Annotated in this window: 19 protein-coding genes and 1 tRNA gene; 9 read left to right on the top strand and 11 right to left on the bottom strand. The window is 61.8% G+C overall.

Annotation, left to right across the window (positions count from 1 at the left end; translation table 11 throughout):
* The first annotated feature begins 7 nt into the window (after nt 1-7).
* On the top strand, nt 8-2,407 hold the full coding sequence (locus tag B5G34_RS09085) for an S-layer homology domain-containing protein (protein ID WP_087336299.1): 2,400 nt from the start codon (nt 8-10) through the stop codon (nt 2,405-2,407).
* Between the two features lie 49 nt (nt 2,408-2,456).
* Here B5G34_RS09085 and B5G34_RS09080 read toward each other — a convergent pair whose 3' ends face one another.
* The 5 genes from B5G34_RS09080 to B5G34_RS09060 form a co-directional block, all read right to left on the bottom strand.
* A complete protein-coding gene (locus tag B5G34_RS09080; protein ID WP_087336298.1) occupies nt 2,457-4,184 on the bottom strand; it encodes a phospho-sugar mutase in 1,728 nt (575 codons plus the stop codon).
* Nucleotides 4,185-4,318: 134 nt separating this feature from the next.
* A complete protein-coding gene (gene rlmH, locus B5G34_RS09075) occupies nt 4,319-4,807 on the bottom strand; it encodes a 23S rRNA (pseudouridine(1915)-N(3))-methyltransferase RlmH (protein ID WP_087336296.1) in 489 nt (162 codons plus the stop codon).
* Nucleotides 4,804-5,592, bottom strand: coding sequence for an MBL fold metallo-hydrolase (locus B5G34_RS09070; protein WP_087336294.1), 789 nt, complete (start codon nt 5,590-5,592; stop codon nt 4,804-4,806). The genes rlmH and B5G34_RS09070 overlap by 4 nt, the downstream gene beginning before the upstream one ends.
* 71 nt (nt 5,593-5,663) lie before the next feature.
* Entirely contained in the window at nt 5,664-6,956 is a 1,293-nt protein-coding gene (locus B5G34_RS09065) for a UDP-N-acetylglucosamine 1-carboxyvinyltransferase (RefSeq protein ID WP_087336292.1), read from the bottom strand.
* Nucleotides 6,957-7,357: 401 nt separating this feature from the next.
* Nucleotides 7,358-8,152, bottom strand: coding sequence for an NYN domain-containing protein (locus tag B5G34_RS09060; protein ID WP_087336290.1), 795 nt, complete (start codon nt 8,150-8,152; stop codon nt 7,358-7,360).
* A 230-nt stretch (nt 8,153-8,382) separates the two neighbouring features.
* On the opposite strand from B5G34_RS09060, the gene B5G34_RS09055 reads away from it, so the two are divergent.
* The 3 genes from B5G34_RS09055 to B5G34_RS09045 all read left to right on the top strand — a co-directional run bounded on the left by B5G34_RS09055 (nt 8,383) and on the right by B5G34_RS09045 (nt 11,740).
* Entirely contained in the window at nt 8,383-9,861 is a 1,479-nt protein-coding gene (locus tag B5G34_RS09055; RefSeq protein ID WP_087336288.1) for a carbon starvation CstA family protein, read from the top strand.
* Between the two features lie 107 nt (nt 9,862-9,968).
* Nucleotides 9,969-10,436 carry an RNA polymerase sigma factor gene (locus B5G34_RS09050; protein WP_087336286.1) on the top strand — a complete coding sequence of 156 codons (468 nt, stop codon included), beginning with the start codon at nt 9,969-9,971 and terminating at the stop codon, nt 10,434-10,436.
* Nucleotides 10,433-11,740, top strand: coding sequence for an anti-sigma factor (locus B5G34_RS09045; RefSeq protein WP_087336284.1), 1,308 nt, complete (start codon nt 10,433-10,435; stop codon nt 11,738-11,740). The genes B5G34_RS09050 and B5G34_RS09045 overlap by 4 nt, the downstream gene beginning before the upstream one ends.
* A 51-nt stretch (nt 11,741-11,791) precedes the next feature.
* Here the strand turns inward: B5G34_RS09045 and B5G34_RS09040 are convergent, their stop codons facing one another.
* The 5 genes from B5G34_RS09040 to B5G34_RS09020 form a co-directional block, all read right to left on the bottom strand.
* Entirely contained in the window at nt 11,792-13,240 is a 1,449-nt protein-coding gene (locus B5G34_RS09040) for an efflux RND transporter periplasmic adaptor subunit (RefSeq protein ID WP_087336282.1), read from the bottom strand.
* 19 nt (nt 13,241-13,259) lie between these two features.
* Nucleotides 13,260-15,569, bottom strand: a complete 2,310-nt coding sequence (locus B5G34_RS09035) for an ABC transporter permease (protein WP_087336280.1) — start codon at nt 15,567-15,569, stop codon at nt 13,260-13,262.
* 1 nt (nt 15,570) lies between these two features.
* Nucleotides 15,571-16,272, bottom strand: a complete 702-nt coding sequence (locus tag B5G34_RS09030) for an ABC transporter ATP-binding protein (RefSeq protein ID WP_087336278.1) — start codon at nt 16,270-16,272, stop codon at nt 15,571-15,573.
* A 168-nt stretch (nt 16,273-16,440) separates the two neighbouring features.
* Nucleotides 16,441-17,742, bottom strand: a complete 1,302-nt coding sequence (locus B5G34_RS09025) for a M18 family aminopeptidase (protein WP_087336276.1) — start codon at nt 17,740-17,742, stop codon at nt 16,441-16,443.
* A 69-nt stretch (nt 17,743-17,811) separates the two neighbouring features.
* Nucleotides 17,812-17,896: transfer RNA gene (locus B5G34_RS09020), tRNA-Leu, on the bottom strand.
* Between the two features lie 140 nt (nt 17,897-18,036).
* On the opposite strand from B5G34_RS09020, the gene B5G34_RS09015 reads away from it, so the two are divergent.
* Complete coding sequence (locus B5G34_RS09015; protein WP_087336274.1) at nt 18,037-18,876, top strand: pyridoxamine kinase; 840 nt, start codon at nt 18,037-18,039, stop codon at nt 18,874-18,876.
* Nucleotides 18,877-18,950: 74 nt separating this feature from the next.
* Here B5G34_RS09015 and gap read toward each other — a convergent pair whose 3' ends face one another.
* Nucleotides 18,951-19,964, bottom strand: coding sequence for a type I glyceraldehyde-3-phosphate dehydrogenase (gene gap, locus B5G34_RS09010; RefSeq protein WP_087336272.1), 1,014 nt, complete (start codon nt 19,962-19,964; stop codon nt 18,951-18,953).
* Nucleotides 19,965-20,222: 258 nt separating this feature from the next.
* Between gap and B5G34_RS09005 the strand changes: the two genes are divergently transcribed.
* The 4 genes from B5G34_RS09005 to B5G34_RS08990 all read left to right on the top strand — a co-directional run bounded on the left by B5G34_RS09005 (nt 20,223) and on the right by B5G34_RS08990 (nt 24,632).
* Nucleotides 20,223-21,011 carry a HAMP domain-containing sensor histidine kinase gene (locus B5G34_RS09005; protein WP_087336270.1) on the top strand — a complete coding sequence of 263 codons (789 nt, stop codon included), beginning with the start codon at nt 20,223-20,225 and terminating at the stop codon, nt 21,009-21,011.
* 152 nt (nt 21,012-21,163) lie between these two features.
* Nucleotides 21,164-22,339: a cation diffusion facilitator family transporter gene (locus B5G34_RS09000; protein WP_087336268.1), complete on the top strand. Its 1,176-nt coding sequence runs from the start codon at nt 21,164-21,166 to the stop codon at nt 22,337-22,339.
* Nucleotides 22,340-22,482: 143 nt separating this feature from the next.
* Nucleotides 22,483-23,178, top strand: coding sequence for a response regulator transcription factor (locus B5G34_RS08995; RefSeq protein ID WP_087336266.1), 696 nt, complete (start codon nt 22,483-22,485; stop codon nt 23,176-23,178).
* The gene (locus tag B5G34_RS08990) at nt 23,175-24,632 is read left to right on the top strand and encodes a HAMP domain-containing sensor histidine kinase (RefSeq protein ID WP_087336264.1); all 1,458 of its coding nucleotides are present in this window, start codon (nt 23,175-23,177) and stop codon (nt 24,630-24,632) included. Before B5G34_RS08995 ends, B5G34_RS08990 begins: the two co-directional genes overlap by 4 nt.
* Nucleotides 24,633-24,695 lie beyond the last annotated feature (63 nt).

Raw genomic sequence — 24,695 nt, 5'->3', positions numbered from 1 at the left:
TGAGCGTATGAGACTGAGAAAATGGCTTTCCGCCCTGCTGGCAGCGGCCATCCTGGCGGGGATGTTCCTCTTCCCGCCAGCGTCGGCGGCGGGGAACAGCGCCTTTACCGACATTGCCGACGCCGGACAGGCCAATGCCGCCGAGACCCTGCGGCTGCTTGGGGTGGTAAACGGCACCGGCACCGGCGCCTTCAACCCCAGCGGCACCCTGACCCGGGGTGAGTTCTGCAAGATGGTGGTGGAGATCATGGGCCGGGGCGCCGAGGAGCCCGCCCAGCGCAGCCGCACCATCTTTACTGACGTAGGCCCCCGGCACTGGGCCAGAGGCTACATCAATCTGGCCTCCTCCATCACAGTGGGGGGCGGGGGCTCCTCCGGCGACGGAGAGAGCCAGAGTGCCGGCACCCGCCTCATCATGGGCGTGGGAGACGGCACCTTCCGGCCTGACCGCCCCATCACCATGGGGGAGGCGGTGACCATCCTCATGCGGGTGCTGGGCTACCAGGACGGGGACGTGGCCACCGGCACCGTGTGGTACGAAGGCTACATGGGCCTGGCTGCCCAGGCCGGACTGGACAAGGGCCTGACGGTATCGGGGGGCGCCAACCTGACCCGCGGACAGGCTGCCATCCTCTTTTACAACCTGCTCTTTACCAGCTCCAAGGGGGGCGACGAGCCCTATCTGACCACCCGCGGGTGCAGCATCACCGAGCCCTCCGTCCTGCTGGATGTGACCTCCGCCGCGGCGGGGACCACCAACGGCAAGGTGTTCACCGCCGCCGGTACCTACCAGAGCGGACGGGTGGGCATGGATGAGACCCTGGGCGGTACCCTGGCCAAGCTGGTGCTGGACAAGGACAAGAAGGTGCTGGCTATCCTGCCGGAGGAGGGCTATACCTACAAGGCCTTTACCGTGATGGGCAGTCCCCAGGCCAACGCCATCCCCACGGTGGATGGAGATACGGTGGCGGTGACCCTGGATACCCAGGTCTACCGCAGCGACAGCGCGGATGCGGAAACCTATGAGCAGGTCTGGACCAGCCTGCGTACCGGCACGGCCATGGTGGCCTGCTATGATGCTGCCGGGCAGCTCCAGCACCTCTACCGCACTGCCGCCAGTACCAGCGGAGAAAACGGCCGGGTGATGGTGGTCAAGAACAAGCCCACCGGCACCGGCAACGCCTTCTATCCCATTACGGATGGTAAGACGCCCACCATCTACAAAAACGGCATTCCGGCGGATACCAGCGACATCCGCCAGTACGACGTGGGTACCTACGATCCCAATTCCAATACCCTGTTTATCTCCGATTTGAAGCTGTGCGGCCTCTATGAGGACGCCTATCCCAACGCCCAGACCCCCTCCACCATTACCATGATGGGGGCCAAGTTCCAGGTGCTGCCCAGCGCCATGGCCGATCTGGCCACCTTCAAAGTGGGCAGCCGGATGACGCTGCTGCTGACGGCCACCGGCGAGGTGGCGGGCGCCGTCTCCACCGACGTGGCCAAGTCCAATGCGGTGGGCGTGGCCCAGGTGACCTCCAAGGACGATGTGAGCATCACCCTGCTGGATGGACTCATCACTTTGAAGGGCGGCACCACCTACAGCGACACGGCCGCCGAAAAGCTCAACGGCTATCTGGTCACGGTGTCCTCCAGCAGCCGGGGTATCCTCAATCTGAGCCGGACCTATTACAAGGGCTCGGTGGCGCCCCTGGATCTGGAGCAGGAGCGGCTGGGGACCAAGAAGCTGTCTCCCGGCGCCCGGTTCTTTGAGCAGGTGGGCAACGGTACCCTGGTGGAGATTAAGCGCAGCGATATCACCGTACCGCTGGTCATGGCCGATCAGATCAGCTATGTGGGCTATGACTGGGCCAACCGGGTGGATAAGGTGGTCCTCAATGATGTGACCGGCGACCGGTACCAGTATGGTGAGATCTATTACCGGCCTGCGGGACCCCAGGAGATCAAAAACCCCGACGGAACGGTCACCCAGGAGTATCAGAACGGCGAGATCCGTGTGAGAAACGGCAGCGGCGACGTCACCTATACGGTGGGCCGGGTGGAAGACGCCAAGTCCGGCAAGATGGGCGGAATTGCCGGCTCCCTGAGCAAGATCGAGGACAACTATCTCATGGCAGGCTTTATGGTGGTCCAGTCCGTCAAGGGCATCCGCCGGTCCCAGTTCGACCTGGATACCATGACCCTGACCACCAACGAGATGGTACTGCCCATCTCCAGTCAGGTTCAGTGCTACAACAAGACCACCGGGCAGTGGTACAGCGTCAGCGAAGGGAACTATCTGGACAACCTGAAGCTGGCCCTGGCCTTCTGCGACGATATCACCGTCTACTATGACCGCTCTCCCGACCAGGGCGGCAAGGTGCGCATCGTGGAGGTCAAATAACATAAGAAAGCCCCCCGGCTCACGCCGGGGGGCTTTCTTACGGATCAATTCAGTTTTTCAGGCTCTCGGCCCAGGCGGCGTACTTTGCCACCTTCTCGTCGGCCTCCTCCTTAGAGGTGCCATTGGCCAGGATATACACCTTGACCTTAGGCTCGGTGCCGGAGGGACGGACGATGAGGCTGGTGCCGTCGGCCATCTCGTAGCGCAGCACGTTGGAGCCGGTGAGCTCCATGGCGGACTTGGCGCCGTCGGAGACGTTGACCACGGAGCCGTCCTTGTAGTCCTTCTGCTGGGCCACCGCCACACCGGCGATCTCCACCGGGGGATGCTCCCGCAGACCGGCCATCAGGTCTGCCATCTTCTTCAGACCGTCCAGACCGGGCATCACCAGGTTGAGGGTCTTCTCGCCGTAGAAGCCGTATTTCTCATAGCACTTCTGGAGGGCGTCGTACAGGGTCATGCCCTGACCGGCGTACCAGGCGGCCATCTCGGTGAGAGCCAGGGAGGCGGTGACGGCGTCCTTGTCCCGGACGTAGTCGCCCAGCATGTAGCCGTAGCTCTCCTCGTAGGCGAAGATCACCTTGCCCTCGCCGGCGTTCTCCAGCTTGTCCTTCTTCTCGGCCAGGAACTTGAAGCCGGTGAAGGTGTCATAGCAGGCAAGGCCGTTGGTCTCGGCCACCTTGCGGGCCATCTCGGTGGTGACGATGGTCTTGAGGGCCACCGGCTTGTCCGGCATCTTGCCGGTGCGCTGCTTGGCGCCGATCAGGTAGTCCAGCAGCAGCACGCCGGTCTGGTTGCCGGAGATGGTGATGTACTCGCCCTGATCGTTGCGCACCATGATGCCCACACGGTCGGCGTCGGGGTCGGAGCCCAGGATGAAGTCGGCCCCTTCCTTCTTGGCCAGATCCACCGCCAGGTAGAAGCCCTCGGGATTCTCCGGGTTGGGGGAGACCACGGTGGGGAAGTTGCCGTCAATGACCATTTGCTCGGGGACGCAGATGACGTGCTTCATGCCCAGGCGGCGCAGCGCCTCGGGGATCAGCTTGTAGCCGGTGCCGTGGAAGGGGGTGTACACCATCTTGAAGGTGTCGGCCACCTTCTCCACTGCGGCCTTGTCGTTGACCTGGCCCATGACGTTGGCCAGAAACTTCTCGTCGGTCTCCTCGCCCATCAGGGTGATCATACCGGCTTTCACAGCCTCGTCATAGTCCATGCGCTGGATGGAGTCGAACAGGTCCAGCTCCTCCATCTTCTTGGCAATGGCGGAGGCGTGGTGGGGGGGCAGCTGAGCGCCGTCCTGCCAGTAGACCTTGTAACCGTTGTACTCCTTGGGGTTGTGGCTGGCGGTGACGTTGACGCCGGCGATGCAGTGGTACTCCCGGACGGCGAAGGACACCTCGGGGGTGGGACGCAGGGCGTCGAACAGACGGACCTTGATGCCGTTGCCCGCCATGACGCAGGCGGTCTCACGGGCGAAGGCCTTGGAATTGTTGCGGCAGTCGTAGCACACGGCCACACCCCGCTCCACCGCCTCGGCTCCCTCGGCCTTGATGACCTCGGCAAAGGCCTGGGTGGCGTGGCGGATCACGTGGATATTCATCTGATGCAGGCCCACGCACATGGTGCCCCGCAGACCGGCGGTACCAAACTCCAGAGGAGCAAAAAAGCGGCTCTCGATCTCCTTCTCGTCGCCGGAGATGGAACGCAGTTCCTCCTTCTCAGCCTCGCTGAGGGCGGGACTGTTGAGCCACTTCTCATATACATCACGATAAGCCATGGGAATTACCTCCAATATACCTCAATTTCAGCAAAAGCACATCTCTGCGCTTGTGATTATAGCACAAACCGACCGGTATATCCACCCTGTTTTTTGGAAGTTTACGCCGTATGCTGTCAAATAATACCGGATATTTACTTGTGGTAGCCGGAGCCCTCCTGGATCTTGAAGCAGCGGTAGATCTGCTCCAGCAGCATGACCCGGGCCAGATGGTGGGGGAAGGTCATGGGGGACATGGACAGGCGCAGACTGGCCTTTTCCTTCAGGGAGGGATGCATGCCGTAGGAGGAGCCGATGAGAAACACCAGGGTATTGGTACCGCTGCCGGTCCACTTCTCCAGCCGGGCGGACAGCTTCTCACTGGAGAGCAGCTCCCCCTCCACGCACAGGGCCACCACCGCCGCTCCCTTGGGAAGCTTGGCGGTCACAGCGGCCGCCTCCTTTTCCAGAGCGGCGTCGATCTGGGCCCGGGAGGGATTCTGGGGCAGCCGCTCCTCGGGCAATTCGGTGAGCTGCAGCTTGCAGTAGCCCCCCAGCCGCTTGACGTACTCCGCCGCCCCGTCTATGTAGAATTTTTCCTTCAGCTTGCCCACGCAGATAATGTGAATGGAGACGCCCTTCATACCGCATACCTCCGTCCCGGCTCGCTGCGGGGAGCCACATCCAGGCATACGTCCCGCCCGGGGAGGGCCCCCATGCGGGTAAGAGAGTCTCCCACCACCTGCCGGGCCCGCTCCGGGGTGTTGTTCTCGTGAGACAGGTGGGCCAGCACCACGGTGGATGCCCCTGCCGCCACGGCGGAGCACACCAGGGCGGCCCCCGCCTCGTTGGACAGGTGGCCCCGGTCCCCCAGAATGCGGTCCTTGAGAAAGTAGGGGTAGGGTCCGGAGCGAAGCCACTCCACGTCGTGGTTGGCCTCGGCCACCAGCAGGTTGGCCCCCCGGATACCCGCCTCCACTTCGGCCGTCACATGGCCCAGGTCGGTGACCACCGCCGCCTTCCGCCCTCCGGCGGACAGGGCGTAGCCGGTGCTCTCGGCGGCGTCGTGGGGGGTGGGGAAGGTCTCAATGTGGATGGAGCCGATGGAGAAGCACTCCCCCGGCGTGAAGGGGTGGAGCACCTCCTCCAGAAAGGCGATGCGGTAGCACAGCTGCCGGCCGGTGCCCCGGCTGGCGTAGACCGGCACCTTCCGCTGCTTGGTCAGAGTGGTGAGACCGGAGATGTGGTCGCTGTGTTCGTGGGTGATCAGTACGGCGGACAGGTCCACGGGATCGATGCCCAGCCCCTTCAGGGCGGTGGTGATCCGGCGGCAGGAGATACCGGCATCCACAAGAATATGAGTGGCGCCGTCGCTCACCAGCAGACTGTTGCCGCTGGAGCCGCTGGCCAGGGTGCACAGTTCCAGCACAAAATCGCTCCTTTCCAGAAAAAACAGGCGGGAGATACACTCTCTCCGCCTGTTGATCGCAATGTTTGGGGTTATCCTACCTGGGCCTGCTTCTCCTCGTCGGGGGTGACCACCACGCGGATGTCGGCGCCCACGCCGGAGAGCTTGCGGACGATGTCCTCGTAGCCCCGCTCGATGTGGTGGATGCAGCCGATCTCGGTGGTGCCCTGAGCGGCCAGGCCGGCGATGACCATGGCCGCGCCCGCCCGCAGGTCGCAGGCCTGGATCCGGGCGCCGGTGAATTTCTCCACGCCCTCGATGACGGCGATCTTGCCGTCCACCTGGATCTGGGCTCCCATGCGGCGGAACTCGTCCACATAGCGGAACCGGTTGTCCCACACGCCCTCGGTGATGACGCTGGTGCCCTCCGCCAGGCAGAGGACGGCGGCGATCTGGGGCTGCATATCGGTGGGGAAGCCGGGGTAGGGCAGGGTCTTGACGTTAGTACGGGTCAGCTTGCCGGTGCGGCGCACCAGCACCGCGTCGTCCCGCTCTTCCACATCCACGCCCATCTCCAGCAGCTTGGCGGTGATGCACTCCAGATGCTTGGGGATGACGTTCTTGATGAGGACCTCGCCGCCGGTGGCGGCCACGGCGGTCATGTAGGTGCCCGCCTCGATCTGATCGGGGATGATAGAGTAGGTGCCGCCGCTGAGCCGTTCCACGCCGCGGATCTTAATGACGTCGGTACCGGCGCCCATGATCTCCGCGCCCATGGAGTTGAGGAAGTTGGCCAGGTCCACGATGTGGGGCTCCTTGGCGGCGTTTTCAATGATGGTCATGCCGTCGGCCAGAACGGCGGCCAGCATGATGTTCATGGTGGCGCCCACGGAGACGATGTCCAGATAGATCTGGGTGCCCGTCATCCGGCCCTTGGCAGCCTTGGCATGGATGTAGCCGCCCCGGACGTCCACGTTGGCGCCCATGGCCACAAAGCCCTTGATGTGCTGGTCAATGGGCCGGCCGCCGAAGTCACAGCCGCCGGGCGGGGGAACCTCCGCAGAGCCGAAGCGGCCCAGCAGAGCGCCGATCAGGTAATAGGAGGCCCGGATCTTGCGGGCCAGCTCCTCAGGCACCCGGGCGTTGCGGATGTGGGAGCAATCCACGTCCACCGTGGTGCGGTTGACGGTGCGCACGTCGGCGCCCAGCTCCTGCAGGATGTTGAGCAGCAGCGTCACGTCGCTGATCTGGGGCAGGTTTTCAATGCGGCATACCCCGTCCACCAGCAGGGCGGCGGGGATGATAGCAACAGCGGCGTTTTTCGCGCCGCTGATATCAATTTCTCCAAAAAGCGGCTTTCCGCCGTGAATTACATACTTTGTCAAAATGCAACCCTCTATTCCTTCCGCCGGGGAACACACCCTCACCGGCGGGATCCAGGGCCGGAACATCCGGCACGGTAAAGCATCCAAAGGCGCTCTTACTCCGCAGAGCGCTCCAATACGCATATATTATACCATAACTTGCAGTAAAGTCAAAGAGGTTTCTTTTCTGTGACCGCAGCGGGCCTCTACAGCGGTAATTTGCCCCGTTTTCGCCGGAAATATACCTGTGTTAAGGCCAAAGGAACTTATGAGCAAATGGTTTACAGAAGTTTTTCGTATGCCGCTCAGTCCGCATTATTATACCCTATGGTGTCCCATCTGTCTTTCTGAAAAATGCACAAAAAAAGCCATGGAAAGCTGTGGATTTCGCAGCTTTCCATGGCACAAACTGGTTATTTTGGCTATTTACTCTGCTTGTCCCGCACCAGGATGTGGGTGACGTTGGGTTGACTGGTGGGACGCACGTCCACTTCAAACCGGGAGAGGGATTTGACCAGCTTGGACAGCTTGGAGAAACCGAAGTTTCGGGGGTCGAAATCAGGCTGCTTTTTCACCAGCAGGTTGCCCAACTCCCCCAGGGCGGCGTAGCCGTCCTCGTCGGCGATGGTGTCCACCGACTCGGCGATGAGCTTGACCACCGCCTTGGGTACCTTGTGCTCCGGCTCCTGGGGCTGGGCGGGGGCGCCCTTTTTCTTCTGGCTCTGGGGCTTCTGGGCCTTGGGCTTCTCCTCCTCCGCCCGGGCCTCCTCGGCGGCGGCCCGGATGACCTCGATGTAGACAAACTTGTCGCAGGCCACAATGAAGGGGTTGGGGGTTTTGCGTTCCCCCATGCCGTACACCTTCTTACCCGCCTCCCGCAGCCGGACCGCCAGACGGGTGAAGTCGCTGTCGCTGCTGACCAGGACGAAGCCGTCCACCTGGCCGGTGTAGAGGATGTCCATGGCGTCTATGATCATGGCCGAGTCGGTGGCGTTCTTGCCGGTGGTGTAGCTGTACTGCTGGATGGGGGTGATAGCGTTCTCCAGCAGCGGCCCCTTCCAGGACGCCAGGTTGGGAGTGGTCCAGTCCCCGTAGATCCGCTTGATGGTGGGGGTGCCGTATACCGCCACCTCCGCCATGATATCCCCCAGGGCGGAGCGGGGTGCGTTGTCCGCGTCAATGAGTACGGCCAGGCGCAGGTCGGTTTGTTCTGACATATGAGCCCTCCTTATTATGTGGAAAATGGAATATTATATTAATCAAGAAACGAGAAATTTTGGTGCACTTTTTACCTGCCGCCCCCCTTGATTTTTACGCGCATGGAACTATAATGTAGACGCTTCAGGCGGTAGGGATGTTTTAGCTGACATCGCTCCGCCTGCTATGCTTTGCTCCTGCGACAGAGGGCGCGCGGCTCTGCCCGGAGGCAGTTTGAGGAGGTTCCTGTATGGTTACATTTTTTGTTTGCCTGATTCTGCTGATCGTGGGCTTCTTCACCTACAGTAAGCTGGTGGAGAAGATCTTCCGGATTGACGACCGGCCCACCCCTGCGGTAGCCCACCCCGATGGTGTGGACTATGTTCCCATGAAAACCTGGCGTATTTTCCTGGTCCAGCTGCTGAATATTGCCGGCCTTGGTCCTATCTACGGCGCACTGTCCGGTGCCTGCTGGGGCCCCTCGGTGTACCTGTGGATCGTCTTTGGTACCATTTTGGGCGGCGGCGTCCATGACTTCCTCTCCGGCATGATGAGCGAGCGCAACGACGGCAAGTCCATCTCCGAGGTGGTAGGCCTCTACATGGGCAAGGTCATCACCTTCATCATGCGTGTGTTCTCCGTGGTGCTGCTGGTGATGGTGGGCGTCAACTTCTCCGTTGGCCCTGCCGGCCTGCTGGCCAAGCTGACCCCCGATTGGATGGGCACCATGTTCTGGCTGGTGGTCATCATGATCTACTACCTGATTGCAACCTTCCTGCCCATCGACAAGATCATCGGCAAGCTCTATCCTGTGTTCGGTATCTGCCTGATCGTTATGGCCCTGGGCATCGGCGGCGGCATCCTGACTCAGATGAGCGGGGATATGCCCGAGCTGTCTCTGGCCAGCCTGACCACTGCCCATCCCGGCGGACTGCCCAAGTGGTCCATGATGTTTGTCACCGTGGCCTGCGGCGCCATCTCCGGCTTCCATGCCACCCAGTCCCCCATGATGGCCCGCTGCATCACCAGTGAGAAGCAGGGCCGCACCATCTTCTACGGCGCCATGGTGGCCGAGGGCATCATTGCTCTGATCTGGGCTGCTGCCGGCGTTACCTATTATACCAACCACGGCTCTCTGCTGGCCGGCATGACCGGCCTGACCAACGCCATCGCCGCTGGCGGCGCCGGTGACGTAGTCTTCCAGATTTCCACCGGCCTGCTGGGTAAGGTGGGCGGCGTTCTGGCCATGATCGGCGTCATCGCCTGCCCCATCACCTCCGGCGATACCGCCTATCGTGCGGCCCGTCTGACCATCGCCGACTGGTTCCACATTGACCAGTCCAAGGTAGGCCCCCGTGCCGCTCTGTCCATCCCCCTGCTGGGCGTGGGCGCCGTCATTGCTCTGGCTCTGCCCTGGGACGTGCTGTGGCGTTACTTCTCCTGGGCCAACCAGACCCTGGCTATGATCGTGCTGTGGACCGGCGCCGTGTTCCTGCACAAGTACGGTTATCCCCCCAAGGCCTGCTTCATCGCGGCTCTGCCCGCTACCTTCATGTCCGCAGTGTCTGTGACCTACTTCATCCAGGCACCTGAATGCCTGAACCTGTCCACCGCCATTGCTTACCCCATCGGTATCGTGGTGGCTGCCCTGTTCCTGGCCATCTTCATCTGGCGTGTCCTCATCGTGGGCAGGGACGATGTAAGCACTTTCACGGCTCAGAAAGCATAACAGAATTTCGTCAAGATCCGGAGGAATTTCCTCCGGATCTTTTTTTCGGCTCCTTTGCAGCAAAACTGCGTCTAAAAGCGTATATAAGGGTGAAAGGAGGGGAGAGGATGGATTCCAACCGGTTGGAGACCCTGCTGCTGCAATATGAGAATACCCTGTATCGGGCCGCTCTGGCCATCCTTGGGGACGCCCATGAGGCGGAGGACGCGGTACAGGACGCCTTCCTCCGCTGCCTGGAAAAGGACCCGGACTTCGAGAGTCCTGCCCACGAAAAGGCCTGGCTGCTGCGGGTGACCGTCAACGGCTGCAAGAGCCGCCTGCGTTCCCCCTGGCGGCGGCGCACCGCGCCTTTGCTGGACACCTACCCCGCCGCCGGGCCGGAGGAGCACAGCCTGATGGAGACCATCGGCAAGCTGCCTGCCAAAGACCGCACCGTGCTTCACCTCTATTATTATGAGGGATATCAGACGGCGGAAATCGCCGAACTGACAGGCTGGCGGGAGGGCACCGTCCGCTCCCGGCTCACCCGGGCCAGGGAAAAGCTGGGAGTGCTGCTGAAAGGAGACGAACCATGAACCGATATCGTACCTATATGGACCGTATTCAGGCCCCCGGAGAGCTGCGCGAGCGGATCATGGCGGGGGAGAGACCCCGCCGTCCCCGCCCCGCCCTGGCGGCGGGAGTGCTGGCGGCCTGCTGTCTGGTGGCGGCGGTGGGCGGCTGGCAGCTGTGGCAGGGCCGGGCCCAGACACAGCCCGATCCCACGGCTGGGGTGGCCGCCACCCCGGCGGGAAATCAGCAGACTGAGTATACCCTGGTGGTCGAGGACCCCTTTGAGGGCCAGCCCCACAGCTTCCCCAATATACCCGGCTACGACTACCCCGACTGCACCGGTTCGGACGCTATGGCCGGCGACTATGCCCTGCCGGAGGGGTGGTTTATGGAAAAACTTACCGCCCAGGAGATCATCACCGTCCTGGGCGGTACCGATCAGGTACCATGGATGCTGGACTGGACCGGCTTTGGACTGGACGGTATGGTGACCTACGACGGCGAGGGCAAGCCCTGGCGGATCCAGATCTGGGGTAACCGGGGAGAAGAGGAGCTGACGCTGGAGCTGTGGCCCGGCCGGGAACCCCTCATCGACCTTATCTATGCCGACGCCGGAGTGGAGACCGTGGACGGCATGGAGGTCACCACCTATTCTCTGTATTATGACACCGATGGAGACGATGTCAAGGAGCATGTGTACCATGCCCATTACTTTGACGGGGAGATGGGGGTCTCCTTCTCCTGCAACAGCGGGGAGGAGGAGACCGGAGCCCGGCTGACCAGCCTGGTAGTGGGCCACAAGGGGTTTACCGACGGCGGACTGAGGGGCGACGGCTTTGAGGGAAAACATATGATGCTGGCGGGGGTGCGGCTCTACGGCAGTGGGGAGTTGACCCTGGGCGAGGCCTATCAGCAGGAGCTGGCCGACTATCTGCCCGACCGGGCGGCCCTGCCCGACGGCTTTGTCTTTGAGAGCGCCCACTGGCACTTTGACGAGCTGGAGGACAGTTTGAGCATCCTGTGGTGCCGGGGGTATGACACTGTGAGCGTGAAGGCGGATCTGCTGCTGGACGCCCACACCGACGAGCAGCTGCCCACGGACGTTCTGCCGGATGAGATCACGCCACAGGCCATGGAGCAGCGGTTCGGCCGTTATGTGGACGACGATCTGGGGGATACCCCGGGCTGGCGGTATGACTCCTTTACGGTCCACTATGTGCGCAACGGGGAGCCCACGGTGGCTGTCACCTACAGCATCAAGGGCCTGAACCCGGAGGAGGCCGCCGCCCTTGTGAACAGCTGCCAGGGAGAGTGGAGCCTGGACTGAGATCCGGATAACAGAAAGCGCCTGCCGTGACTGCGGCAGGCGCTGTTCTGTTTACGGCAGCACGATGGTGTCCTCTTCTGTGATGCCGGACAGGATCTCCACATACTGGCTGCCCACCATGCCGGTCTCCACGGTGACGGTCTCTACTTTCCCGTTTCGCAGTACCTGAACGGTGTCGCCGTCCACCGCCTTCACAGGCACCCGCAGGCAGTCATCCTTGCCCTCGGTGAGGATGGATACCGACACGTTCATGCCGTCCCGCAGACCCTCGGTGTTCTCCAGGGCGATCTCCACGGTGTAGTCGGTGACGCCGCCGGAGGTTACGCCGGTCTCCTCCACCCGGCGGACCGAGCCCTCATAGGTGCGCTGCTCGCCGGTATCGGTGGTGAAGGTGATGGACACGCTCTGACCGGTTCCCACCCGGTCGATGTACTGCTCGTCGATGCTGGCGTGGACGCACAGGGCCTCCGGCTGGGCCAGCACCGCCATGGGATTGCCGGCGGAGGCCAGATCCCCCTCCTTGGCGGTGCGGCTGAGGATGGTACCGTCCACCGGGGCGGTGATGGTGTAATCCTCCCGCTGGTCCTCCAGCTGGGACAGGCTGGTCTGGGCCGAGCGGACCTGAATCTGGGCGTTGGTGACCGAGTTGGTGAGGCTGTCGTTCTTCAGGGTGCACACCGTCTGGCCGGAGGAGACGGTTTGTCCCTCCTGAATGGAAAGGGAGATCACCTGGCCCGACTGGGCGGCGTAAATGGACTGCTCGGTGCCGTAGGAAATGATGCCCGCCTCCATGCACTGCATCCCGCCCACCGAGGCCGTGGCGGTGGTCTCGTTGGTCAATGTGCCCGGATTCTGGAAGGAGAATTCCACGTTGACGCCGGTGCGGCTGCCGCTGAGAGCCACCGGCGTGTCATACACCCGCACTACCTTGCCGGGCAGGGTGTCCGCCATGCCGGGGAAGGAGATAAGGGCGGCGGCTCCCGGTGTCAGGAACTTGGCGTTCTCCAGGGAGAAGGGAACGGTGAGCTTCAGGTTTACATTGTCCACCACCTGGGCCACCGGCGTGCCGGAGGAGATCATGTCGCCCACATGGACGTTGACTGCCGTAACGGTGCCCGAAGCGTGGGATACCACCGACAGGTCGGCGCAGGCCGCCTGGGCCTGACTCAGGGAGGCCTGGGCGCTGTCCAGGGACAGCTGGGCCTGCTCGATCTGGTCCTCCAGGGAGCTGGAGTCGATGGTGTACAGCACCTGGCCCTCCGTCACGGTGTCCCCCTCGGCAAAGGTGCAGGACTCCACCGTGCCGCTGACGGTGGGAACGATGGTGTAGTTGTCGGCGTAGGTCACCGTGCCTGTATCCTCCACTCGGTATTCCACCGGTCCCACATCCGGATTTACGGTGCGGTATTCGTCTTTGTTCCCGCCGGAGCAGCCGGCCAGCAGAAGCAGACCGAGGACGGTACACAGGGCGGCTCCACGCCGCCGGAATACAGCTTTCATACAAATACACCCCCGTGTGCTATTCCACGCTCTTGAGCGCGCCCAACATATCGATCTCCCGCATTTTCCGACCGATGATGACATTGACCCCCAGGGCAAAGCCCATGGTCACCGCGCAGGACAGGCCGATGGCCATGGGGGTGATGACCACCTCCAGTGGCATGGCGGTAATGGACAAGATCAGAAAACGGTCCAGTGCGATGCCCAGCGGGATGCCGCAAAGGATGCCCGCCCCGGCGAAGATCAGATTTTCACTGAGTTGTAATTTCTTGATTTCCTTCTCATGGAAGCCCAGCACCATCAGGGTGGCCAGGCTGCGGATCTGTTCATAGAAGCTCATGATGCCCAGGTTATAGATGACGATACAGGCCAGCCCGCCACCAAAGACGATGAGGATGTACACCACCATGGAGGTATTGGTCATCTTCTCCACCGCCGCGGCGGTGACCGCCTCCCGGCTCTGCCAGCCGTCCACAAAATCGTAGCGGTCCAGCTCCCGTTCCAGCGCGGCGGCGTCCCCGGTGGTGAGATAGGCGGCGGTGGGAGAGTAGCCCTTCCCCAGGTCCCGCCACAGGCTGCGGCTCACATAGGCGCCGCTGACGCAGCGGTTGACCTCCGCTATTCTTAACGTATAGTAATGATTATCTCCGGTAAAACGAAGGGTAATGACATCTCCCTCCTCTACACCCAGCTCGTCGGCCAGGGCCTGCTCCAGCACCAGCCCGTCCTCCGGCAGGGTGAGAGAGCCGGAGGCGTAGGGGTCGTACAGGTGAAGGGAGACTGTGTCCTCCGTTACGGTCAGGGTGGAGGTGACCCGCTGGTCGTCGGTGTACATCCAGCAGGCGGTGGACATCTCCAGCTCCGCCCCGGTGACGCCGGGGGCGTTGATGAGCCGGGCGTACTGGGATTCGGTCACTGAGCTGTTCAGACTGGCCATTACATCGTATTTGTTCTGATTCTGGGCCAGAGCGTCGGAGTAGGTGTCCATGGAGTCCTTGATGGCGAAGGCCATAAAGACCAGGGCCATGCAGAAGGCGATGCCTACAATACAGGTGAGCATCCGCACCTTGTTGCGGAAGGTGTTGCGGATGATGTACTTGGTGTTGAAGCCCAGCCGCCGCCACAGGGGACCGATCCGTTCCAGCAGAACAGTTTTGGCGTTTTTGGGGGGCTTGGGGCGCATGCACTGGGCGGGGCTCTCCTTCAGCAGGGAGCGGGCCACCAGCCAGGCGCTGCCCAGACAGCACAGGGCGGTGAGCCCCGCTGCCCGACCCCAGGCGGCAAAGTCATGGACGATGGTATAGGAGGGCAGGTCACAGCCGGTGGCGATGGTCCACACAATGAGGGCGGCGATATATTTGCCCAGAAAGGCGCCGATGGGGAAGCCTACTACCACGACCAGCAGGGCGTGGAGCAGGTAGTAGATGAGAATGGTGCGGTCGTCGTAGCCCAGGGCCTTGAAGGTGCCGATATCCATGCGGGCATTTTCGATCAGCCGGTTCATGGTGCTCACCATCATCAGCACGGCGCACAGGAAGAACAGGGTGGGGAAGAAGGTGAGGATGGGCACCAGATTGTCCTTGCTCTCCATGAGGGAGTAGGCGGGCTGGTTGTCCTCCAGGGCCAGAATGTTGACCACCTTGGTGCCCAGCACCTCGTCAATGGCGGTGCGAAGGGCGGAGGGGGGCACGTCGTTGGCGGTGGTGATGCAGATCTGGGTATATTGGTTGGCCCCCATCACCCCGCTGAGCACCTCCTCGTCCACATAGGCGAAGGCAAAGCGGGACAGATCGGGGGAGGGGTTGGTGGCGTTGATGTTGTAGAGGCACTCCGGGTCCTTGCCGATCCCGCAGATCTGGAGCCGCAGGTGGATGCCCAGACCGGTGAGTGTGATCTCATACCAGTCCCCCACCTCCAGCCCGTGGGCGGCGGCGTACCCGTCGCTGAGGAAGATCTCCCGGCTGTTCTGAGGCAGGGAGCCCTCCACCACATAGGGAGTGTTGATGGAGAAGTCGGCCACGCCGTAGAGAGTGAGGGTCAGGTCGCTGTCATGCCGGTCCTCGGCGTCCAGCACCACCCGGGGCTGCACCCCTGTGATCCCCTGGATGGCCGCCAGTTCCCGGCAGTCGGCCTGATCCAGTCCGGAGCCGGAGATCCAGTAGTCGGCCACGTTCTGGGCGTCGTAATAGTCCCCCATAATCCGGTCTACATTATAAATGATTCCGCTGAGACCGGTGTACACCACCACGGCGATCATGGTGATGATGCTCACCGAGATCAGCCGGGAGGCGGTGCGCCGCAGGTCGCGGAAAAAATTCTTCCAGATCATGCTACCACTCCAGCTCCTGTACCGGCACCGGGTTGGGATTTTCCTCAAAGGACTCAATCTTACCGCTCTTCATGCGGATGAGCACGTCGGCAGTGGGCGCCAGAGCGCCGTTGTGGGTGACCACCACCACTGTCTTTTTGCTCTGCTTGCACAGGTCGTACAACAGGGCCAGGATGGACTTGCCCGTCACGTAGTCCAGAGCGCCGGTGGGCTCGTCGCACAGCAGCACATCGGGATTTTTTGCCAGGGCTCGGGCGATGGCCCCCCGCTGCTGTTCGCCGCCGGAGCACTGGGCGGGGAAGTTCCGCCGCCGGTCATCCAGTCCCACCATCTGCAATACCTCCCGGGTGTCCAGGGGATTGGGACAGATCTGGCTGGCCAGCTCCACGTTCTCCTCCACGGTTAAGTTGGGCATCAGGTTATAGAACTGGAACACAAAGCCGATGCTCTCCCGGCGGTACTGGGTGAGCTGGCGTTTATTGAATCCGGAGATCTCCTTGTCGTTGACGAAGACCTTGCCGCCGGTGGGGGAGTCCATGCCGCCCAGAATATTGAGCACCGTGGATTTTCCCGCGCCGCTGGCCCCCAGAATGATGGTGTACTTGCCCTCGGGGATGGTAAAGCTGATGTCGTCCACAGCCTTGATCACCGTTTTTCCCATAATATACTCCCGGGACACGTGCTCCAGCCGGACGCCTGCCATAAGACGACACCCCCTAAAAATTGGTGAAAAAGTACGGATAACGATGGAATTTGAGAAATAATTTGTAGGAATATATCATATTATAACATGTTGCCCCGGCGGACTCAATCCCCGCGGGGGTATGAGATAAAAAAAGCTGCGGACCGTTGTCGGTCCGCAGCAGAATACTTATGCAAACTGATAGATGCCGTCGGCAGTGAGGACAAACTGAGTCTGGAAGAACGCGGTGCAGGCCTGAGCCATGTAGGCGGGGTCCTGGCTGCCGGCGGTCTCCACGGCAGAATGCATGGCCAGCTGGGCCATACCGATGTCCACCATGGGGATGCTGACTGCCTGGCTCAGCAGATTGCCCAGGGTGGAGCCGCCGGGCTCGTCCGCCCGGTTGGCAAAGACCTGGACCGGAACCCCGGCCTGCCGGCAGATTGCCTTGAACAGGCCGGCGGTAAGGCCGGTGGTGGTGTACTTCTGGTTGGCGGACAGCTTGACCACTACGCCGCCGTTGGGATAGACCCTGTTGGCCGGATCGGCCTTCTCGGTGAAGTTGGGATGGACAGCGTGGCCGTTGTCAGCGCTGAGCAGCATGCTGCCGGCCAGGGCCTGCCGGACCTGCTGGGGATCCAGAGCCATCCCATGGGCGATCCGGGACAGCACGTCGGGCAGGAAGGAGCTGAGGGCGCCCTGGCGGGTGCCGCTGCCCACCTCCTCGTTGTCAAAGAGACAGTAGATGTGGCCGGTGCTGTCCATGGTCTGGGCGGTAAGGAAGCCCTCCAGGGTGGCATAGGCGCAGGCCAGATCGTCGATGCGGGGAGCCTGGAACAGCTCCCCGGCGGGGCCCAGCACCACCGGCTGCTGCCGGGGGCAGAGGGTGAGATCGGTGGCCAGAATGTCCTCGGGGGACACCTGCAATTCCTCCGCCACCAGCTGGGTGAGGGAGGGAGAGTCCGCCAGACCGTACAGGGGCTGCATGTCCTTCTGGGCGTTGTAGTCGTGGCCCTTATTGACGTCCCGCTGCTGGTGGATGGCCAGGCTGGGGATGGTGAGCAGGTCACGGTCCAGGTAGACCAGGCGGCTCTCCACACCCTGGGCGGTCTTGACCACCGCCCGGCCCGCCACGGTAAGGGGCCGGTCCAGCCAGGAGGCGCAGTTCATGCCGCCGTAGCCTTCGGCGGACAGGCGGAGGTAGCGCTTGTCCCCCTCCAGTACGTCGCCCTTGATGTAAAAGGTGGGGGAGTCGCTGTGGGCAGCGGTCATCCGCCAGCCGGTGACCGTCTCCCTGGGCAGGCGGAAGGCGATGAGGCTGCTCTGGTTGCGGGTGGTGTAGTAGCCCTTGCCCAACTCCAGAGTCCAGGGGGCGCACTCCTCCAGCCGGGCAAAGCCCGCCTGCTCCAGCAGGGCGGCGGCGCTATGCACCGCATGGTAGGGGCTGGGGCTGCCGGCAATAAAATGCATCAGTTGATGAAGCGTATCCATATTGTGTAACCTCCTGTACAGACAATGTGCGAATAAAGAAGCCGCGAACGCTGTGGCGTCCGCGGCGGGTGGTGCGGGCATGGGGACTCGAACCCCAACGCCGTGAAGCACGAGAACCTAAATCTCGCATGTCTACCAATTCCATCATGCCCGCAGAAATACTTGTATCAGTTTAGCATCGGCAGGGGGAAAAGTCAATTCCTCCGGCACAATTCCGGTGGGTTTGACTTGCGGCTTTGTTCCGGACGCATTATAATAAATCGACGAAAATACTGTTTCGGGAGGATTCAGACCATGAAAGCTGCGCCCCGGATTGCTGCCATACAGGATATTTCAGGTTTCGGCCGCTGCTCCCTAACAGTGGTGTTGCCGGTGCTGTCCGCCATGGGGAGCCAGTGCTGCCCCTTGCTCACCGCCAGCCTCTCCGCCCATACTGCCTTCCCGCCTAGCGACAAGGCCACCTTTCTGGACCTGACTGACCAGATGGAGCGGACTGCTGCTCACTGGGCGGAGTTGGGAGTGGAATTTGACGCCATCTACAGCGGATTTTTAGGCTCACCGGACCAGATCCGGATCATCGAGGGTTTCTATCAGCAGTTCCGGGGAGCCAACACCCGGGTGCTGGTGGACCCGGTAATGGGGGATCACGGCAAGCCCTACCGCACCTGCACTCCGGAGTTGTGCGCCAAAATGCGGGAGCTGGCCGATGGGGCCGACTGCATCACCCCCAACTGGACGGAGGCCGCCCTGCTGCTGGAGGAGGACTATGCCAGCCGTCCCACCCAGGAGGGGGGCATCCGGACCTGGCTGGAGCGGCTGAGCCTGGAGGGCAGGCGCTCGGTGGTGCTCACCGGCATCAGCCTGAGGGAGGGCCAGGTGGGCGCGGGGTATTTTGACCGCATCACCAGCACCACCGGCTTTGTGATGGCCCACCAGGAGCCCGCCCACTTCCCCGGCACCGGGGACCTCTTTGCCAGCGTGCTGCTGGGCGCCCTCATGCGGGGGGATGAGCTGCCCGGGTCTGTGGAGCAGGCGGTGAGCTTTGTCCAGCGGTGTGTGGCCCATACCCTGAAGGTGGGCACCCCGCCGGTGGAGGGGGTTCAGTTCGAGCCCCTGCTGAAAGAGCTGGTATAAGCGCTTGTTTGAAAAAGACAGACAGAAAAAAGGGACGCTGCGGATGCAGCGTCCCTTTTTCGGTTTCAAGTAACTTACTTGTGGTCCACGGAATACATATGAGCAATGAGGTCCAGGACCTTGTTGGAGTAACCCCACTCGTTGTCGTACCAGGACACGACCTTCACGAAGGTGTCGGTCAGAGCGATACCGGCGCCGGCATCGAAGATGGAGGTGCGGGCGTCGCCCAGGAAGTCGGAGGAGACAACGGCGTCCTCGGTGTAGCCCAGGATGCCCTTCAGCTCGCCCTCAGAAGCCTTCTTCATGGCGGCGCAGATCTCGTCGTACTTGGCGGGCTTAGCCAGGTTGACGGTCAGGTCGACCACGGACACGTCCAGGGTGGGAACACGCATGGACATACCGGTCAGCTTGCCGTTCAGCTCGGGGATGACCTTGCCCACGGCCTTGGCGGCGCCGGTGGAGGAGGGGATGATGTTGCCGGCAGCGGCACGGCCGCCGCGCCAGTCCTTCTTGGAGGGACCGTCAACGGTCTTCTGGGTAGCGGTGGTGGAGTGAACGGTGGTCATCAGACCATCGGTGATGCCCCAGTTGTCATGCAGCACCTTGGCGATGGGAGCCAGGCAGTTGGTGGTGCAGGAGGCGTTGGACACGAACTTCATGTCGGAGGTGTACTTGTCCTGGTTGACGCCCATCACGAACATGGGGGTGGAGTCCTTGGAAGGAGCGGACATGACGACCTTCTTGGCACCGGCGTCGATGTGAGCCTGGGCCTTCTCCTGGGTCAGGAACACGCCGGTGGACTCCACGACGTACTCAGCGCCCACCTCGCCCCAGGGAATGTCCTTGGGGTCCATGCAGGCAAAGAACTTCACGGTCTTGCCGTTGACAATGATGGCGTCATCGGTGTACTCGATGGTGCCGTCGAACTGACCGTGCATGGTATCGTAACGGAGCATATAAGCCATGTAGTCGGGGGTCATGAAAGGATCGTTGATGCCGACGAACTCGATGTCGGAGCGGTTGATGCCGGCGCGGAACACCAGACGACCGATACGGCCAAAACCGTTAATACCCACTTTAATGCTCATAGTGAATCTCTCCTTTGTTCTAAATAGCCTCTTAATACATCTTTCTTTGGCGCGACTACATTATAGACTAATCTGCCGGGAATGAAAAGAGGAAAAATGCAAAACTTACTGGGGAAACTGTATAAATTTATGCGTGGGTTATCGGTAAACGTGGCAGTTTCGACGTTATACGACCTTATTTCTTGAGATTCGACAAAATATTTGCTATACTGACTTTGATTATAGCCCCTCTGGGGCGCAGGAAGGGGAGATGGACGGATGGAGCCTGTTTCCGAGGACCTGGGACTGCTGCTGGTGGAGCAGTTCCGGGAGCAGATGAACAATCTGGCGGCGGCGGTCCAGCTGCTGACGCCGGTGGTACAGGAAAAGGCGGGGGAGCAGTACGAGCCCTATCTGGCCATCCTTCACCAGAGCATGTACCGCATGATGCGCATGCTGGGCAATCTGGAGTACCTTCAGCTGCCGGAGGAGGAAGTGAAGGTGGAGCCGGGCAGCCTGGATCTGGCGGGGCTGTGCCGCACCCTGGGAGAACAGGTGGCCTCTCTGGCAAAGCAGGCGGGACTGGAATTCTCCTATGAGGAGGAGAAGGGCAGCCTGATCACCACCGGGGACGGGGTCCAGCTGCGGCGGATGCTGCTGGGTCTCATCTCCAATTCCTTCCGGGCGGCGGGGAAGGGCGGACACACCGGCCTGCGCCTGGCGGTGCGGGAGGACCGGGCGGTGCTCACCGTTTGGGACGACGGCCCCGGACTGCTTCCCCCCGATGAGACAGAGAAGGAGAGCCTGCTGTACCGGCCGGAGGGCCTGGGGCTGGGGCTGCGGGTAGCCCGGCGCATCGCTTCCCTTCACGGCGGTACCATCGTATTTGAACAGCGGGAGGACCGTGGGTCCCGGGCGGTGGTGTCTCTGCCCATCCGCCCAACCGAAGGCGGCGTGCTGCGCACGCCACGGGCGGACTGGGACCGGTCGGGAGGGTTCTCCGACCTGATGGTGGAGCTGTCCGCCGTACTGCCCTATGAGGCTTTTCTCCCGGCGGATCTGGAATAAAGGCAGCAAGACGCAGGAGCGGCGCAGTCATGCGCCGCTCCTTATTTATTATAATAGGTAAGATCATGGCGGAAGAAGGGTCGACGGCTTGACGTTGGAGTACTTCCGTGGGATAATGATTAGAATCTGTTTTGGAATTTGGAGGGACATATATGACGGATTTTCTGGTCCGGCATTTGGTACGGGACCATGAGAACGTACAGGACCCGGCGGTGCGGGAGCGCTACGGCGTGATGTCCGGCGGCGTGGGTATTTTTCTCAATCTCCTGCTGTCGCTGGGGAAATTCTTTGCCGGTGTACTGACCGGCTCCATCGCCGTAACGGCCGACGCCTTCAACAACCTGTCTGACGCCGGCTCCTCGGTGGTCACGCTGGTGGGCTTCAAGCTGGCGGGGCAGAAGGCGGATGACGGACACCCCTTCGGCCACGGCCGTATCGAGTATCTGGCGGGCCTGCTGGTCTCCCTGCTCATTCTGATGGTGGGTGTGGAGCTGGGCAAGACCTCCATTGAGAAGATCATCCGGCCGGAGGAGGTGGCCTTCTCCCTGGTGACGGTGATCATCCTGATCTGTTCCATTCTGGTCAAGCTGTGGATGTGCCTCTTCAACCGGAAGCTGGGCAGGCGCATCAACTCGGCGGCCATGGAGGCTACCGCCGCCGACTCCCTGTCCGACGTGGTGGCCACCTCCGCCGTGCTGGCGGGCACCCTGATCGGCCACTTTGCCCAGGTGAGCATTGACGGCTGGATTGGTGTGGTGGTGGCTATCTTCATCCTGCGGGCTGGCTGGGGGGCCGCCAAGGACACCCTTAATCCGCTGCTGGGCACCGCCCCCGAGCCGGAGCTGGTGAAGGCCATCCAGCAGCTGGTGCTCTCCCATGAGCAGGTGGTGGGGATGCACGACCTGGTGATCCACGACTACGGCCCCGGCCGGCGGATGTGTTCCTTCCACGCCGAGGTGCCCGAGGACAAGGACATCATGGACGCCCACGACGCCATCGACCACATCGAGCGGGAGATCCAGGAGAAGTTCGGCATTGAGACCACCGTCCATATGGACCCCATCGCCACCGGGGACAGCGAGGTGGCCCGGCTGCGGGAGCAGGTGGCGGAGCTGGTCCGGGAGATCGACCCGGATATGAGCATCCACGACTTCCGCCTGACCCGTGGCCCCCAGCACTCCAACCTGATCTTTGACGTGGTGGTGCCCCACCGCTGCCGCCTCACAGACGAGGAGGTGCGGCAGCGCATCACAGATACCGTGCGCCGGGTGGTACCCGGCTGCTATGTGGTGCTCCAGCTGGACCGGTCCTACGTTGGAACAAAATAGGCGGTCGATTTACAAATTGTTCACCTCACGTCGGGACTTTGGGCGTATAATAAAAAAGAATGGGACGCGGGCTCCCGGTTGAATGCATAACCGGAGGGACCGGAAGAATATGATTCAGATCAGTCTGAGAAGGACGGTGTACTATGGGTAAAAAGGTCCTCATTGTGGAAGACGATTCCAATATTGCGGAGCTGCTCCATCTCTATCTGGAGAAGGAGGGCTTTGAGACGGCGGTAGCCGGCGATGGCGGCAAGGGCGTGGAGCTGTTCCGCTCCTTCCGCCCCGACCTGGTGCTGCTGGACATCATGCTGCCGGTGATGGATGGCTGGTCGGTGCTCAAAAAGATCCGGGAGAATGACAAGACCCCCGTCATCATGCTCACCGCCAAGGGCGAGACCCAGGACAAGGTGGCCGGCCTGGAGGGGGGCGCCGACGACTACATCGTCAAGCCCTTTGAGATGAAGGAGGTGCTGGCCCGCATCCACGCGGTGATGCGCCGCTTCGGCGGGGACGAGAATGGCAGCGGGGAGAAGAAGCTGTCCTTTGACAAGCTGGTCATCAACCTGGACTCCTATGAGCTGCTGGTGGACGGCAAGCGGGTGGATACGCCCCCCAAGGAGCTGGAACTGCTCTATCATCTGGCCGCCTCTCCCAACCGGGTGTTTACCCGCAACCAGCTGCTGGATGAGGTGTGGGGCTTTGACTACTTCGGCGATTCCCGCACCGTGGACGTACACATCAAGCGCCTGCGGGAGAAGCTGGAGGGGGTAAGCGACCAGTGGTCCCTGAAAACCGTGTGGGGCGTGGGCTATAAGTTTGAGGTTGTGACCGGCGGATGAGCAGTCTGTATAAACGGCAGTTCGTCCTGACGGCAGGGATGATCCTGATCTCCTTCGCTCTGTTGGGCGCCGCCTTCTTTACCCTGTCCTACCAGTACACCATCCGGCAGACCAAAGAGTCCATGGAGCGCAATGCCGACTACGTGGCCAACTTCACCGCTTCGGTCCGCTCCATCGGCTACAGTGTGGAGGATGAGGTGTATATTACCATGGTGGCCACCATCGCCCGCATCTCCGACGCGGTGGTGCTCATCACTGAGGCCGACGGCGAGATGGTGGTGTCCACTGACGGTGCCACGGTCCAGGGTTATAAGGATCTGTCGGGCCGCTATTTGCCCAAGTCGGTGTCCGAGACGGTGGCCAAGACCGGCGGCTACACGGGCATGAGCGATTTGGGAGGCTTCTTCTCGGAGAAGCGGTATGTGGCGGGCACTCCCATTACCATCAAGACGGTGGACGTGACTACCGGCCAGACCCGGCAGAATCTGGTGGGTGTGGCCTATGTGGCCGCGGAGGCCTCCAGTCTGACGGAGCTGTGGCGCGCCTTTACCACCATCTTCTTCTTTACCGCTGTGGTGGTGCTGTGCATCGCCTTCCTCACCAGCTCGGTGACCTCTTTGAAGCAGACCAAGCCTCTGAAGGAGATCGCCGAGACCGCCCGGAAATTCGGACACGGGGAATATGATGTCCGGGTCACCGGCTACGAGGACCGGCGGGACGAGGTGGGAGAGCTGGCCGAGGCCTTTAATGCCATGGCCGATTCCATTGCCAAGAGCGAGGAGCGGCGCTCGGAGTTTGTGGCCAACATTTCCCATGAGCTCAAGACTCCCATGACCACTATTGCCGGCTTCTCCGACGGCATCCTGGACGGCACCATCCCCCCCGAGCGGGAGCGGGCCGCCCTCCAGACCATTTCCTCCGAGACCCGGCGGCTCTCCCGCCTGGTGCGGCGGATGCTGGATCTGTCCCGGCTTCAGTCGGCGGAGAATGTGACGGCTCAGGAGCAGTTTGACGTATCCGAGGTCATGCTGCGGGTACTGGTGAGCCTGGAGACCAAGATCAATGACCGGCAGTTGGATGTGGATACCCAGCTGCCCGACGATCCGGTGATGGTGTGGGGCGACCCGGACGCCATTACCCAGGTGTGCTACAACCTGCTGGACAACGCCATCAAGTTCTCCGATCCCGGGAGCACCATGGGCATTTCCATCACCACCAAGGCGGGCAAGGCCCATGTAACAGTACGCAACACCGGCCAGACCATCCCGCCGGAGGAGCTGGCCATGATCTTTGACCGGTTCCACAAGAGTGACAAATCCCGCAGCGTGGACCGGGAGGGTGTGGGTCTGGGCCTGTATATCGTCAAGACTATCCTTAACAACCACAAGGAAAACATCACAGTGACCAGCCAGGACGGGGTGACCGAGTTCGCCTTTACCCTGACGCTGGCCTGAAACCGGCATCCAGTGGGCGGGGAAGATTCCCGCCTGCTGTGAGCCGCACTACGGGAGGGACCC

The organism is Flavonifractor sp. An82 (assembly GCF_002159265.1).
Taxonomy (GTDB): Bacteria; Bacillota; Clostridia; order Oscillospirales; family Oscillospiraceae; genus Flavonifractor.
This window is presented reverse-complemented; position numbering and strand designations above follow the sequence as displayed.